12 protein-coding genes are annotated in these 13,737 nt (G+C 69.2%); 10 read left to right on the top strand and 2 right to left on the bottom strand.

Annotated elements, in window-relative coordinates; genetic code table 11:
- Positions 1–141: 141 nt before the first annotated feature.
- Positions 142–1,080 carry a histone deacetylase family protein gene (locus tag AC0IZJ_RS04890; protein WP_471847242.1) on the top strand — a complete coding sequence of 313 codons (939 nt, stop codon included), beginning with the start codon at positions 142–144 and terminating at the stop codon, positions 1,078–1,080.
- Here AC0IZJ_RS04890 and AC0IZJ_RS04885 read toward each other — a convergent pair.
- Both AC0IZJ_RS04885 and AC0IZJ_RS04880 read right to left on the bottom strand, forming a co-directional pair.
- A complete protein-coding gene (locus tag AC0IZJ_RS04885) occupies positions 1,058–2,593 on the bottom strand; it encodes a methyl-accepting chemotaxis protein (RefSeq protein WP_471847240.1) in 1,536 nt (511 codons plus the stop codon). The genes AC0IZJ_RS04890 and AC0IZJ_RS04885 overlap by 23 nt on opposite strands.
- 3 nt (positions 2,594–2,596) lie before the next feature.
- Complete coding sequence (locus tag AC0IZJ_RS04880) at positions 2,597–3,076, bottom strand: cache domain-containing protein (protein ID WP_471847238.1); 480 nt, start codon at positions 3,074–3,076, stop codon at positions 2,597–2,599.
- A 177-nt stretch (positions 3,077–3,253) separates the two neighbouring features.
- Here AC0IZJ_RS04880 and AC0IZJ_RS04875 point away from each other — a divergent pair, with 177 nt between their 5' ends.
- From AC0IZJ_RS04875 to AC0IZJ_RS04835, 9 genes are all read left to right on the top strand, one after another.
- Positions 3,254–3,691 (top strand): acyl-CoA thioesterase, encoded by a 438-nt coding sequence (locus AC0IZJ_RS04875; protein WP_471847236.1) that lies wholly within the window; start codon positions 3,254–3,256, stop codon positions 3,689–3,691.
- Complete coding sequence (locus tag AC0IZJ_RS04870; protein ID WP_471847234.1) at positions 3,688–4,401, top strand: nitroreductase; 714 nt, start codon at positions 3,688–3,690, stop codon at positions 4,399–4,401. Before AC0IZJ_RS04875 ends, AC0IZJ_RS04870 begins: the two co-directional genes overlap by 4 nt.
- An 11-nt stretch (positions 4,402–4,412) precedes the next feature.
- Entirely contained in the window at positions 4,413–5,402 is a 990-nt protein-coding gene (locus AC0IZJ_RS04865) for a 2-hydroxyacid dehydrogenase (protein ID WP_471847232.1), read from the top strand.
- Positions 5,402–6,196: a hypothetical protein gene (locus AC0IZJ_RS04860; protein ID WP_471847230.1), complete on the top strand. Its 795-nt coding sequence runs from the start codon at positions 5,402–5,404 to the stop codon at positions 6,194–6,196. Before AC0IZJ_RS04865 ends, AC0IZJ_RS04860 begins: the two co-directional genes overlap by 1 nt.
- 211 nt (positions 6,197–6,407) lie before the next feature.
- A complete protein-coding gene (locus AC0IZJ_RS04855) occupies positions 6,408–7,577 on the top strand; it encodes a sensor histidine kinase (protein ID WP_471847228.1) in 1,170 nt (389 codons plus the stop codon).
- Positions 7,574–8,287 carry a LytR/AlgR family response regulator transcription factor gene (locus tag AC0IZJ_RS04850; protein ID WP_471847226.1) on the top strand — a complete coding sequence of 238 codons (714 nt, stop codon included), beginning with the start codon at positions 7,574–7,576 and terminating at the stop codon, positions 8,285–8,287. The genes AC0IZJ_RS04855 and AC0IZJ_RS04850 overlap by 4 nt, the downstream gene beginning before the upstream one ends.
- 34 nt (positions 8,288–8,321) lie before the next feature.
- On the top strand, positions 8,322–9,704 hold the full coding sequence (locus tag AC0IZJ_RS04845; protein WP_471847224.1) for a DNA recombination protein RmuC: 1,383 nt from the start codon (positions 8,322–8,324) through the stop codon (positions 9,702–9,704).
- Positions 9,701–10,864 carry an MFS transporter gene (locus AC0IZJ_RS04840; protein ID WP_471847222.1) on the top strand — a complete coding sequence of 388 codons (1,164 nt, stop codon included), beginning with the start codon at positions 9,701–9,703 and terminating at the stop codon, positions 10,862–10,864. The genes AC0IZJ_RS04845 and AC0IZJ_RS04840 overlap by 4 nt, the downstream gene beginning before the upstream one ends.
- Positions 10,865–10,886: 22 nt before the next feature.
- Entirely contained in the window at positions 10,887–13,643 is a 2,757-nt protein-coding gene (locus AC0IZJ_RS04835; RefSeq protein ID WP_471847220.1) for an EAL domain-containing protein, read from the top strand.
- Positions 13,644–13,737: the final 94 nt, after the last annotated feature.

The raw sequence follows: 13,737 nt of genomic DNA, 5'->3' as shown, positions 1-13,737 counted from the left end.
AACCGTTTGCTGTGCTTTTGCTGCACTGCAACATGGACTGAATGATAGAGGTCATCTCGGAGATTGCAAGGACTTTTTGCTGCACCGCAGCAAACTAGGGGTGACGAGCTGTGACAAAGGCACTGACGTAAGGTGTGGGCCATGCTGGCTTTCCATTCCGACGCGCACAGTCTGGCCCTGCCACCGGGGCACCGCTTCCCCCAGTCCAAGTACCGGCTGCTGCGCGAGCACTTCGAGCGCCACCCGGGCTTGCTGCGCATGCAGGCTGCGCCTGCGGCCAGCGAAGGCGAACTGGCGCTGGCGCATACGCCGGACTATGTCGACGCGGTGCTGCTGGGCCGGATGAGCGCGGCGGCGCAGCGCGAGATCGGCTTTCCTTGGAGCCCGACCATGGCGCTGCGATCCCGGCATTCGGTCGGCGCCAGCATCGCGGCGGCGCGAGCGGCGCTGGCCGAGGGCGTTGCCGCCAACATGGCCGGCGGCACCCACCATGCCTACGCGGACAAGGGCTCGGGCTACTGCGTCTTCAACGACGTGGCCGTGGCCGCGCGGCTGATGCAGGCGGAGTGGTCGCGCAGCCATCGCAGCACGCTCAAGGTGCTGGTCATCGACCTCGATGTCCACCAGGGCAACGGCACGGCAGCCATCTTTCGCGACGACGACACGGTGTTCACCTTCTCCATGCACGGCGCGCGCAACTTCCCCTTTCGCAAGGAGGCCAGCGACCTGGACGTGGATCTGCTCGATGGCTGCGGCGATGCGGACTATCTGGCAGCGCTGGATGCGGCGCTCAACGTGATCTGGGGGCGCTGCCAGCCCGGCCTGGTGTTCTACCTGGCCGGTGCAGACCCGCACGAGGGCGACCGCCTGGGTCGGCTGAAGCTGAGCTATGAAGGCCTCGCCGAGCGCGACGGCCGCGTGCTTTCAGCGCTGCGCGAGCGACGCATCCCCGTGGCGCTGAGCATGGCCGGCGGCTACGGGCGCGATCTGGCGACGACGGTGGCCGTGCAGGTCAATACGCTGAACCTCGCGGCCCGGTCGTGGCAGGCTTGGGCGGCTACCGCACGCGGAACTGGCTGACAACCTGCGCCAGGCGCTGCGCCTGCTCGCGCAGCGACTCGGCCGCCGCCGCGCTTTCCTCGACCAGGGCGGCGTTCTGCTGCGTCATGTCGTCCACCTGGGTGACGGCCTGGGTGACGTCGGCTATGCCCTGGCTCTGCGCCGAGGCGCTGGCGCTGATCTCGCCCATGATGTCGGTCACGCGCTGTACGGCGCCGACGATCTCGCCCATGGTGGAGCCGGCGTCCTGCACATGGCGCGCGCCGGACTCGACGCGCTCGACGCTGACGCCGATCAGCGTCTTGATCTCCTTGGCTGCGGCGGCGCTGCGGCCCGCGAGGCTGCGTACTTCACCCGCCACGACCGCAAAGCCGCGGCCCTGTTCGCCGGCCCGGGCGGCCTCGACTGCGGCGTTCAGCGCCAGGATGTTGGTCTGGAAGGCGATGTCGTCGATGACGCCGATGATGTCGGCGATGCGTTTGCTGGACGACGCGATGTCGTTCATCGTCGCCACCACCTGCTGCACCACGCTGCCGCCGCGGTGGGCCACGGTAGCGGCCGAGGTCGCGAGCTGGTTGGCCGTCTGCGCGTGCTCGGCGCTTTCGCGCACAGTGCCGGTGAGCTGGGCCATGGATGAGCTGGTGATCTCCAGGCTGGAGGCCGTCTGCTCGGTGCGCTGGCTCAGGTCCTGGTTGCCCGAGGCGATCTCGGCAGATGCGGTGCGGATGGAGTCGGCCACCATCATGACCTCGCCGACCGTGCTCCCGAGCTGCTCGCACATCTGGTTCAGCGCCCGCATCAGGCCGGCGAGTTCGTCCTCGCCCATTGGGGAGGCGCGCTGCGTGAGATCGCCCGCGGCGACGGACGTGGCCAGCGACAACGAGGCATTCACGTCGGTGACGATCTTGCGCTGGTTGACCAGCAGCACGCCCATGCCGGCGGCCGCGGCCAGCAGCGAGACGACGGCGAAGATCCAGGCGCGGCGGCGAGCGTTGTCCTGCTGCGCATCGGCGGCGGTCTGCTGGTCGGCGCCCATGCTCTGCACGATCTTGCCGATCAACCCGGCAACCTCCTTGTAGCGGGCTTCGGCGTCCTGCATGGCCGCAACGCCGGTGTTGGGGTCGACCGAGGCCAGGTCGATGGCGCCGTCGGCCTTGCCGAGATAGACCTTGAGCAGCGGCAGGGCCGCGTTGATGTGGGCGTCGGTCTCGGCAGGGGTGGCCTCCGTCTCGGCCAGTGTGGTGAGCGTGCGAGTCACGCCATCCACCTGGTTCTTGAGCTGGCCTCGCAGTTCCTTGACCTTGGCGTCATCCAGCGAGCCGATCAGCGCGATGGTGCGATAGACACCACCGTGCAGCTCACCCACCTGCGTCTGCACCGCCACCGTGGTCATGAAGACCTCGTTGCGCTGCTGGCCGACCTCGTTGGCGGTGACGACCTCGCGCAGCGACAGCATGCTGTTGCCCAGGCCTATCGCCAGCACGACGGCCAGCGCCGCCATGGGCGGCAACAGCATCTTTGCGGCCAGCTTCATGGGCTACTTGTAGATGCCACCGCAGACGATGGTCTCGTCCTGACGCTCGCAGTACATCTGCTTGGGCTCGATCTTCTTGCTCGTCGGGTTGGTGAACTTGTAGTCCTGCCAGAAGCCATTCGGTTTGGAGCGGCCGAGCTCCGTGCGCTCGCGCACGAAGGGCTTGCCGTCGATGTCCTTGAGGTCGATGAGGTCGCGGCCGACCTGCTTCTCGTTGGCGCCGTGCGCCAGGCACTTGCCATCCAGGCCGTAGACGACGAGGTAGAGGTCATGCTTGATGAACTGCGGGCTCTTGGCGGTGATCTCGGCATAGGACTTTTCCTTGCCGTTGGCCTTGATGTAGGCCACGCCCTTCTTGACCATGGCGACGGCGTCGTCCTTGGTGGCGTTTTGCGCCAGGGCGGGCTGGGCCAGGAGGAGCGCGAAGGCAAGACCTGCAACCTGTGCAAGACCTGCGGTACCTGCCAATGGGAATCGATTCATGCGAATGCTCCTTCCGAGCCGTGTTGAATCCGTTTTCACCGTGCGTCGCCGCGAGGCGGCCGTGATCGAGCCGATGGCTCCGGGGCAGTGTCGCTCCGGCAAATCTCGCCATGCAAGTGCATATGCCGCAATCCTTGGCAAACCGTGCGGCATAGGTCGCATGGAAGAATGCCCCGCATGATGCGACCGCTGCCCGACGCCCGCAACGCTTATCCCCGCTTCGTGTCGCTGACGACACGGTGGATGGACAACGATGTGTACGGCCACCTGAACAACGTCGTCTACTACAGCCTCTTCGACACGGCGGTGAACCGCCTGCTCATCGAGGCCGGTGCGCTGGACATCCATGGCGGTGACGTGATCGGCCTGGTCGTCGAGACGCACTGCAACTTCTTCGAGTCCCTCGCCTTCCCGCAGGCCATCGAGGCCGGCGTGCGCGTGGCCAACCCGGGCCGCTCCAGCGTGCGCTACGAGATCGGCTTGTTCGCGCAAGGGTCTGACCTGTGCGCGGCGCGGGGTCACTTCGTGCATGTCTACGTCGACCGCGACAACCGCCGCCCGGTGGCCGAACTGCCCACTGCTTACCTTGAAGCCTTGAAGGGGCTGACGCCATGAGCCGGTTTGACATTCCCACCCCCGAGCAGACCGCCGCCGTCGATGCCGCCATCAAGACCCGGCACTCCCTGCGCGCCTTCCTGCCGACGCCGGTGCCTCGCCAGACGGTCGAGGACATCCTCGAAGTCGCGCGATGGGCGCCGTCTGGCACCAACACCCAGCCCTGGCAGGTCCATGTGCTGACGGGCGAAGCGCTCCAGCGAGTCGGTGGCCGTATCCAGGCCGCCTACCTCGACCCCGCGCAGAACGCGGCGAGCAAGGAGGAGTACGCCTACTACCCCACCGAGTGGCGCAGCCCCTACATCGACCGACGCCGCAAGGTCGGCTGGGACCTGTACGGCCTGCTCGGCATCGCCAAGACCGACAAGGCGCGCATGCAGCACCAGCATGGCCGCAACTTCGTCTTCTTCGACGCGCCGGTGGGCCTGTTCTTCACCATTGATCGCGTCATGCAGCAGGGCTCGTGGCTGGACTACGGCATGTTCCTGCAGAACGTCATGGTGGCTGCCCGCGCACGCGGCCTGCACACCTGCCCGCAGGCGGCGTTTACGCAGTTCCATCGCGTCATTGCCGAGGAGCTGCAGCTGCGCGACGAGCAGATGCTGGTCTGCGGCATGTCGCTAGGCTTTGCCGACCCCGCGGCCATCGAGAACAGCCTGGTCACCGAGCGCGCGCCGGTGGCCGAGTTCACCCGTTTTCTTGAAGACTGATGGGACAGGACATGAATGCATCGAAGCCCAAGGTTCTGATTGCCCGCCGCGCGCCCGCGGCGGTGGTCGAGCAGCTCTCGTCCCATTTCGATGTGGACTTCCATGACGGCGAGGCGCCGCTCACCGCAGACGATCTGCGCGCGCGCCTGCAAGGCAAGGCCGGTGCCTACATCACCGGCACCGAGCGCATCAGCGCCGAACTGCTGGCCGCCTGCCCGGACCTGCGCGTCGTCAGCACGATGAGCGTGGGCTACAACCACATCGACCTGGCCGCCTGCACCGCGCGCCGCGTGCTCGTCACCAACACGCCCGACGTGCTGACCGAGACCACGGCCGATCTCGGCTTCGCGCTGCTGATGGCCACGGCGCGGCGCATGTCCGAGGGCGAGCGCCTGCTGCGCGACGGGCTGTGGAAGAGCTGGTCCTGGGACTTCCTGGCCGGCGCCGACGTGCACGGCACGACGCTGGGCATCCTGGGCATGGGCCGCATCGGCCAGGCCATCGCCCGGCGTGGCCGCTTCGGCTTCGGCATGAACGTCGCGTATCACAACCGCTCCCGCCTGCCCGCCGACGCGGAGGCCGAACTCGGTGCGCGCTACCTCAGCAAGGACGAGCTGCTCCGCCAGGCCGACCATCTCGTGCTGGTGCTGCCGTATTCCTCCGCGTCCCACCATTGCATCGCCGCCGCCGAGCTGGCGCTCATGAAGCCGACGGCGACGCTCGTCAACATCGCCCGCGGCGGCATCGTCGACGAGGACGCGCTGGCGGCCGCACTGCGCGAGCGCCGCATCGCCGCAGCGGGCCTGGATGTCTTTGAAGGCGAGCCCCGCGTCAACCCGGCGCTGCTCACGTTACCCAACATCGTCCTCACGCCGCACATCGGCAGCGCGACCATGCCCACCCGTCTCGCGATGGCCGGGCTGGCCGCCGACAATCTCATTGCCGCGCTGACCGGCGCCACGCCGCCCACGCCGTTGAATCCTGAGATCCTGCCCCTGTGATGAAACCCCTCCTGCTTGCTCTTGTCCTGGTTGCACCCACCCTGGCTTTCGGCCAATCCCGCCTCAAGCCCCCTACAGCGCCGGCAGCCGCGCCCGTCGTGGAAGACAAGACGCCGCGCGACCCCAACAAGTTCGCCGCCCTGTCCCTGCTGGGCGACAGCGTGCAGCTCATCAGCCTGACCCCCGCGCGCGGCGATACCGTGCAGAGCGGCGAGTGGACGGCCTCGCCGGCAGGCAAGCTGGACGACGCCGTGCTGCAGACGATCAACGAAGCCGTCAAGGCCAGCAGCGACAAGCTTGAAGCCAAGCTCTACACGTCCACCACGCGCAGCGTGTTCGGCGACCCGGCCAATCTCTTCGTCGACAGCAAGCTCACGCTGCCAGGCAACCTCGTTGCGGCGCTGCGCCAGAGCGGCGCGGCCCAGCTGCTGCTGGTGACGCGCAGCCGCCAGGAGCCCGGGCTGGCTGCGGCCCTGCCGGCGCGCATCCTGACCACGCTCGAAGGCCCGGGCTTCGTGCTGGACCAACGCCCCAGCGCCAACATCGGCTTCGACGGCCAGCCGGGCCTGCCGGTGTTCGTGCCGTATGTGTCGATCCGCATTGCCCTGATCGACCTGGTGGACATGCGGCTCCGGCGCGAGCGGTCCATCGCCATCGCCGCCCGCCTGCCGGTGGAGCGGGAGGCCGCCGCCAACCCCTGGGCGGCGACAACGGCCGAGCAGCGCGTGAACGCGCTCGAGTCGCTCATCGAGACCGAGTTGCCGCGCGCCGTCAAAGGGCTGATCGCGCCCTGAGCGGCGTTCGTCGCAGCGGGGCTTCATCCGTCACGCGGGTGCGGCGGCGGTGTGGTCGAACGGAGATGCTGCGAGCCGGCGCGTCGCAATGGGCGAGCGTGGTGCTGGAGGAATGACTGTGCAGGACGCAATGAGCCGCCCGGGGTCTGAGCGAGAAGACGATCCATCCAGTGTCAATCCGGGCTGGATCGTGGTGCCGGTCCTGGCCGTGATGTCGCTTGCCAACGCGCTGGTGGGACGGATCAACCCACAGTGGTCCGAAGCGGGCATGTTGGTCGTCGTGCTGGGGACGATGTTCGTGTCGTCTGCCCTCAAGCGCGCCCATGTGTCGATGTTCGCGAGTTACCGGGCGCGGGGCTTTCTGACCGTGCTGCTGCTCCTCTACGGCGTCTTGTTGCTGACCGGCTTGTGGCCGCTGGTTGGGCCGGGGCTGGAGCGCGGCAAGGTGAACCACCGGCTGGTAGCGCTGTTCCTCGTGCTGGCCACTGCGCCCGTGGAAGCGGCGACCTGGTGGCTGGCGCGGACCGAGAGCGGCAACCCGGCCCTGCGACGGGCGCTGTCCTGGTGGCTGCCGGCCATGCTGGCGGGCCAGGCCGCCGCCGGCGTCGTGCTGTTGGCGCTCGACCATCGTCACCCCGGCATGCTGCGTCCGCTGCACTATGTCGCCGGCCTGGGCGTTGGGCCGCTGTATCTGCTGTTCTTCGTGCAGCTTCATTTCAGGACGCTGAGTTGGCAGTCGCGCGTCGAACAGGCCAACGAGCGCGCCAAGGCTGCCGACACCGCGCGCCAGCTGGCCGAAGCCCGCCTGGCCGTGCTGCAGGCGCAGATCGAGCCGCACTTCCTGTTCAACACGCTGGCGACGGTGCAATACCTGCTGAAGAGTGACCCGGCGGCGGCGGACTTCCTTTTGAACCAGCTGACCCGCTACCTGCGCCTGGCCATGCCGTCGATGCGCCAGTTCTCGTCCACGCTGGGCCGCGAGTTCGAGCTGACGGACGCCTACCTGCAGATCGCGCGGCTGCGCATGGGCGGGCGACTGGCCGTAGACGTCGACCTGCCGGTCGCGCTGGCGGCGGTCGAGTTCCCGCCGCTGGTGGTGCAGACGCTGGTGGAGAACGCGATCAAGCATGGTGTGGAACCCAAGCCCGGGCCGGTGCACATCCGCGTGTTCGCGCGGCAGGCTGGCGACGAACTGCAGGTCGGCGTGCAAGACAACGGCGTGGGCCTGAGCGGCGCGTCCACCCCGGGCGGCGGCACGGGCCTGCAGAACATACGTGAACGCCTGAAGAGCATCCACGGCGAGCGTGCGCGGCTGTCTGTCGCGAACCTGGCCGATGGCGGCGTGCTGGCCAGCGTGACCATGCCGATGGAGACGCCATGACCGACGATCTGGCGCCCACCGCCATCCTGGCCGACGACGAGCCCTTCATGCGCGCCGCGTTGCGCGAGCGGCTCGCCCAGCTGTGGCCGGAGCTGCGCCTGCTGCGGGAATGCGCGGACGGCATCGAGGCCTTGCAGGCCATCCAGCGGCTGCGCCCGCAGCTGGCCTTCCTCGACATTCGCATGCCGGGCCTGACGGGCCTGCAGGTGGCCAACGCGCTGCAGGGCGACAGTACGCGGGTCGTCTTCGTCACCGCCTACGACGCCCATGCCGTCGAAGCTTTCGAGGCGCAGGCGGTGGACTACGTGCTCAAGCCCGTGGAACTGCCGCGGCTGGCCAAGACGTTGGCACGGCTGCGTGAGGCGTTGGCCTCATCGCCCACGCGGCCGCGCGACGACTGGCTGCAGGTAGCCGTCGGCAGCCAGGTGCGGCTGCTGCATATGGACGATGTGCAGTACTTCGAGTCCGACAGCAAGTACACACGCGTCGTCGCGCCCGACTGCGACGGGCTGATCCGGCTTTCACTGAAGGAACTGCTGGAGCGGCTGGACCCGGCGCGCTTCATGCAGGTCCACCGCAGCGTCGTCGTCAACCGCCGGCATGTGCATGGCGTGCACCGCGCCGGCGATGCGCTGGAGCTGGAGATCAAGGGTCGGCCGGAGCGGCTCAAGGTGTCGACGCAGCATCACCACCTGTTCAAGGCGCTGTAGGCCCAGGCCTTGAGCGGCGGCGACAATGCCCGGCATGACTTTGTTCGACCTGTTGCTGCTGGGCCTGCTGGCCCTGATCCTGTTGATGGCGGTGCTGATCTGGGCGCGCCAGAAACCGCAGGCGATGGTCTCGCCAGAGCTGCTTCTGCAAGGCAACGAGCGGCTGGAACGCGAACTGCGCGACGAGTTGGGCCGCAGCGCCAGCGGCACGCGGCAGGAGCTGGTGCAAGGGCTGGCGCAGTTCCAGCAGGTGCTCAGCCAGGGCCTGCAGCACAGCAACCAGTCGCTGTCGCAGCAGGCGCTCGCCGCCCGCGAGGCGCAGGATGCCGCTGCACTGCGCGGCGCGCAGGCGCAGGCCGAATCCATGCAGAAGCTGGGCGACGCGATGCGCGAGCAGCTGAAGGCCATGTCCACCGCCAACGACCAGCGCCTGGCCGAGCTGCGCCAGACCGTCGAGCAACGCCTCACCGCCATCCAGCAGGACAACGAGAAGAAGCTGGAGCAGATGCGCGCCACCGTCGACGAGAAGCTGCATGCCACCCTGGAGCAGCGCCTGGGCGAGAGCTTCAAGCAGGTGGCCGAGCGCCTGGAGCAGGTTCACAAAGGCCTGGGCGAGATGCAGAACCTGGCGCGCGATGTGGGCTCGTTGAACCGCGTGCTGACCAATGTGAAGACGCGCGGCGTGTTCGGCGAGGTGCAGCTCGCGGGGCTGCTGGAGCAGGTCTTCACGCCCGAGCAGTACGCTGCCAACGTCGCGACGCTGCCGGGCTCTTCGGCACGGGTCGAGTTCGCCATCAAGCTGCCGGGCCAGCGCGACGATGGCCAGCCGCTGTGGCTGCCCATCGACGCGAAGTTCCCGCGCGAGGACTACGAGCGCCTGCTGGACGCGCATGAGCGCGCCGATGCGCCGGCGGCCGAGGCAGCCGGCAAGGCCATCGAGGGCCGCCTGCGGCTGGAGGCCAGGACGATTCGGGAGAAGTACATCGGCCCGCCGCACACGACCGACTTCGCCATCCTCTTCGTGCCCACCGAGGGCCTGTACGCCGAGGCGCTGCGCCGGCCGGGCCTGGTGGAAAGCCTGCAGCGCGAGCACAAGGTCATGCTGTGCGGCCCCACCACGCTGCTGGCCACGCTGACCAGCCTGCAGATGGGCTTTCGCACGCTGGCCCTGGGCAAGCGCAGCGCGGAGGTCTGGGAGGTGCTGGGCGCCGTCAAGACCGAATTCGGCAAGTTCGGCGACGTGCTCACCAAGGTCAAGAAGAAGCTCGACGAGGCCGGCAACACGCTGGCCGACGCGGAGCAGCGCACGCGCGTGATGACGCGCAAGCTCAAGGGCGTCGAGGCGCTGCCGGACGACGCCGCCGCGCAATTGCTGCAGCTCGACAAGCTCACTGAAGTGGCAGAGGACGCCGAGTGAGCAACGCCGGGCCGGGCCACGGCAAGAGCCTGCGCCATGCCTTCGTGTGGTTGATCGCCACCATGATCTGCGTGCACGCCTGCATGGCGGTCACGCGCGTCACGGCCAGCCTCTGGGTGCTCCAACGCGGCTACGGTGAGGCGTCGGTCGGCCTGCTGCTCAGCCTGTTTGCCGTCGCGCCCATCGCGTTGTCGTTGTGGGCCGGCCGGCTGGCAGACCGGCATGGTTTTCACCGCCCGGTTGGCGTCGGCGTGCTGCTGGCGGGCGTCGGTACGCTGCTGGCCCTGAGCGTTCAGCAGCTTTGGGCCATTGCCACCGGCTGCCTGCTCTGTGGCGGGGCCGTCGCGGTGGCGGCCGTTGCCCTGCAGCGCGAGGCCGGACTGATGGCGGAGCAGCCGGGCGAACTCAAGCGCATCTTCAGCTGGATGGCACTCGGGCCGGCCATGTCCAACGCGCTCGCGCCCATCCTTGCCGGCCTGCTTATCGACTACGTCAGCATGACGGCCGCCTTCGCCTTCGCTGCCGCCCTGCCGCTGCTGGCCTGGGCGTTGGCGCAGAAGGTGCCGCGCCATGCACCGGCGGTCTACAGCAAGAGCTTCCGCGAGCCGGCGGCCTGGCATCTGTTCCGCCTGCCGGCCTTCAGACGCCTCATCCTCGTCAACCTGGTGCTGTCGGCGGGTTGGGACGCGCACAGCTTCGTCGTGCCCGTCGTCGGCCACTCGCGCGGGTTGTCGGCGGCCAGCATCGGCCTGGTGCTGGGCTGCTTTGCGGCAGCCGCGACGGTGGTGCGCCTGGCCATCGTGCGCTTTGCCGACGACATCGACGAGGTCAAGGCGCTGCGCTCGGCCATGCTGCTCGCGATGCTGACCTTCATCGCCTACGCCTGGCTGCCCGGCACGGCCGGCCTGATGTGCGGATCTGCCTTGCTCGGCATTGCGCTGGGCTCCGTCCAGCCCATGATCATGGCCATGCTGCACCGCGTGACGCCCTCTGAGCGCCACGGCCAGGCGCTGGGTCTGCGCATGCTGACCGTCAATGGCGCGACGGTGGCCATGCCGGCCGGCTTCGGCCTGCTGGCTGCGGCCACGGCGCTGGCCGCGCCGATGTGGCTGATGGCCTCGATGCTGCTGATTGCGCAGTGGCCGGCCCGCAAGCTCTAGCATCCCTCTCAGGAGGTAGCCCATGCGCAAGCTGATGTGGCTGATGGCCGGACTGATCGCGGCAACGACCGCGCTGGCCCAGGTCGACGAGGAGGACGCGGGCGATTCACCCACCGCGTTGATGCCCGCTGCCGAGGCGCAGGCCCTGCTGGCCGAAGCGCTGCCCGTTGAGCCGGCGGCGCGGCTGGCGCTGTTGCAGCAGCAGGTCAGGGCGGCGCAGTCGCTGGAGCAGCGCGGGCGCTGGGTGGAGCTGCTGGCCGAGCTGGCGCAGCTCGGCCGCGGCCAGCCGGGCGGCGAGCTGTGGGTGCGCCAGTACCTCAGCGCCGAGTTCGTCTGGGGTAGTTCCGGCAAGGGCCTGGCGGCTGCCGATGCCTATGCCAGCGACACGACGCTGGGACTGCCTCTGCGCGCGAGCGCGGCGCTGCGCCAGGTGTATGCGCTTTCCCAGGCCAAGGACCGCGCCATGCTCGACCGCGCCTGGTCGCGCGCCCAGAACCTCAGCAAACAGGCGCTGGAGTCCATGGGCGACAGCGACCCCGCTGCCGCGCTGCGCCTGCAGGTGGACCGGCTGCAGGTGCGCTCCGAGATCGAGCGCTGGAGCGGGCGCCTGGCCGAGGCCAGCGCCACGCTGCGCGAGGCCGTGCGCCTGTCGCAGAAGGGCGTGGACGATGCGCGCCGCGCAGCCAAGGACATGAACAAAAGCGCACGCGACCCGGCCGTGCAGGACGCCTACGGCTGGTACGACGGCTCCCAGGGCATGCTGACCTATGCCCTCGTGCGCCAGGGCCGCGCGCCCGAGGCGGTGCAGATCGGCCAGGCCAACCTGGCGCTGTGGCGTTCCGGTCAGCTCGCCGACGCATTGGGCGCGCGCTGGAGCTACCGCCTGGCGCAGGCGCAAGTCGCGTCGCGTCAGTACGCCGCCGCGCTGGAGAACGCGCAGCGCGCCGACGACATGCTGCAGCGCGCCGGCGCCGGTGCCGCCAGCCACGCGCGCTGGCTGGCGCGCCAGGAGCAGGTGCGCTCGCTGATCGGCCTGCGCCGCTGGCCCGAGGCCGATGCCTTCTACCGCGAGTTTTTGGCCAGCCTGCCGGCCGACAGCCTGGCCCGCGACCGCGCCAGCGACTGGCGGCTGCGCGCGCTGCTGGCGGCCAAGAACGGCCGCTTCGACGAGGCGCTGGAGATCGTCGAGCGCATACACCGCAGCCGCCTGCGCCTCTATGGCGATGCCCATCCGCAGACGCAGGAGGCCGCCGGTGTGCGGGCGCTCGTCCGTGTGCTGAAGGGCGACATGGCCGGCGCCTGGGGCGACTACCAGCCGCTGTTCGCGGCGTTGCTCGACACGCCCGGTGGCTGGCTGGACCTGGACCTGGCAGGCGCGCGCGGCTTTGTGCTGGGCCTGGCCTTCGATGAGTTCCTGCGCGAGATCGCCGCGCGCGCCCAGCGTGGCGACAAGCTGGAGCCCGCCTGGGTGGACCGCGCCATGCAGGTGGCCGACCGCATGCAGGCCGGCGCCACCCACCGCGCGCTGGTGGACGCCAGTGCCCGCGTGCTGGCCGCCACGCCGGCGTTGCGCACCCTGCTCGAGGAAGAGCAGACCTTGCGCGCCGCCGCCTCGGCCAGGCACAGCACGCTGAACGCTTCGCTGGGCGAGGAGGACCGCCTGCGCCGCCGCAACAGCAGCGACGAGACCAAGGCCCAACTCAAGGCCTTGCCCGACGCCGAGCGCAAGAAGCAGCAGAAGGCCAATGCCGACGAACTCGCCGCCGTGCGCGAGCAGGTGCGCCAGCAGCGCGAGGCTGCCCAGGCCGCGCGCGAGGCGCTGACGGCCCAGCGCGAGCGCGTCGCCAAGGCCTACCCGGCCTATGCCGACCTCGTCACGCCCACGCTGCCCGCGCCGACCGCGTTGGCCAAACTGATGTCGCCCGGCGAGGCCTTGCTCGTCGTTCAGCCGCTGGAAGGCGCCACGCTGACCTGGCTGATCGTGCCGGGCGAAGCGACGCGCTTCTCGGCGTCGAAGATAGGCGCGGCCGGCTGGGGCGAGCGGGTGGCGCAGATCCGCACCGCGCTGGACCTCAGCACCGGCCGCCCGCCGACGCTGCCGGTGCAGGCGCTGCACGAGGTCTGGCAGGAACTCATAGCGCCGCTCATGCCGGGCGACTTCATCCCGGTGGCCGAGGCCAGCGGACAGATCACGGCCATAGGCCGCTGGGGCCTGCTCGAAGCCGCCGCCCAGCTGCGCCGCTGGCAGCCGCTGGGCTTCACCGGCGAGGTGGCCGTCAACCTTTCCGGCGTGCAGCTGGAGCGCGATGTCGAACTGCTGGCCGACGCCCGCGCGACGCTGGCGGCCCTGGGCGACGTGCCCACGCACCGCTTGAAGCTTGAAGTCACCGAGAGCATGGCCATGGCCAACCCGCAACGCAGCGCCGAGGTGCTGCGGGAGCTGGCGCGCATGGGCTTCAAGCTCAGCATCGACGACTTCGGCACCGGCTATTCGTCGCTGGCCTATCTGCATCGCTTCCCCTTCGACACGCTGAAGGTCGACCGCAGCTTCGTCATCCGCCTGGCCGCCGGCCGCGAGGCGCAGGAGATCGTCCGCACCATCGTCGGCCTGGCCTTGGCCCTGGGCAAGCAGACGCTGGCCGAGGGCGTCGAAGACGAGCAGCAGGCGGCTTTGCTCGAGCAGCTGGGTGTGCAGGTGGGACAGGGCTGGCTGTTCGCCAAGGCGCTGCCGGAGGCTGAAGCGGCCAAGGCCATCCTGAGCGCCCCCTGGCGGCGTTGAGAGATCTCAAGAGGCTGCGCGCTCTTTCAGCGCGGCGTGTTGTCCGACAGAGAGGGCCGCATCCCGAGACTACTATCGGCGGCGCTCCATGCCA

This window comes from Roseateles sp. AC306, from assembly GCF_979253795.1.
This window is presented reverse-complemented; position numbering and strand designations above follow the sequence as displayed.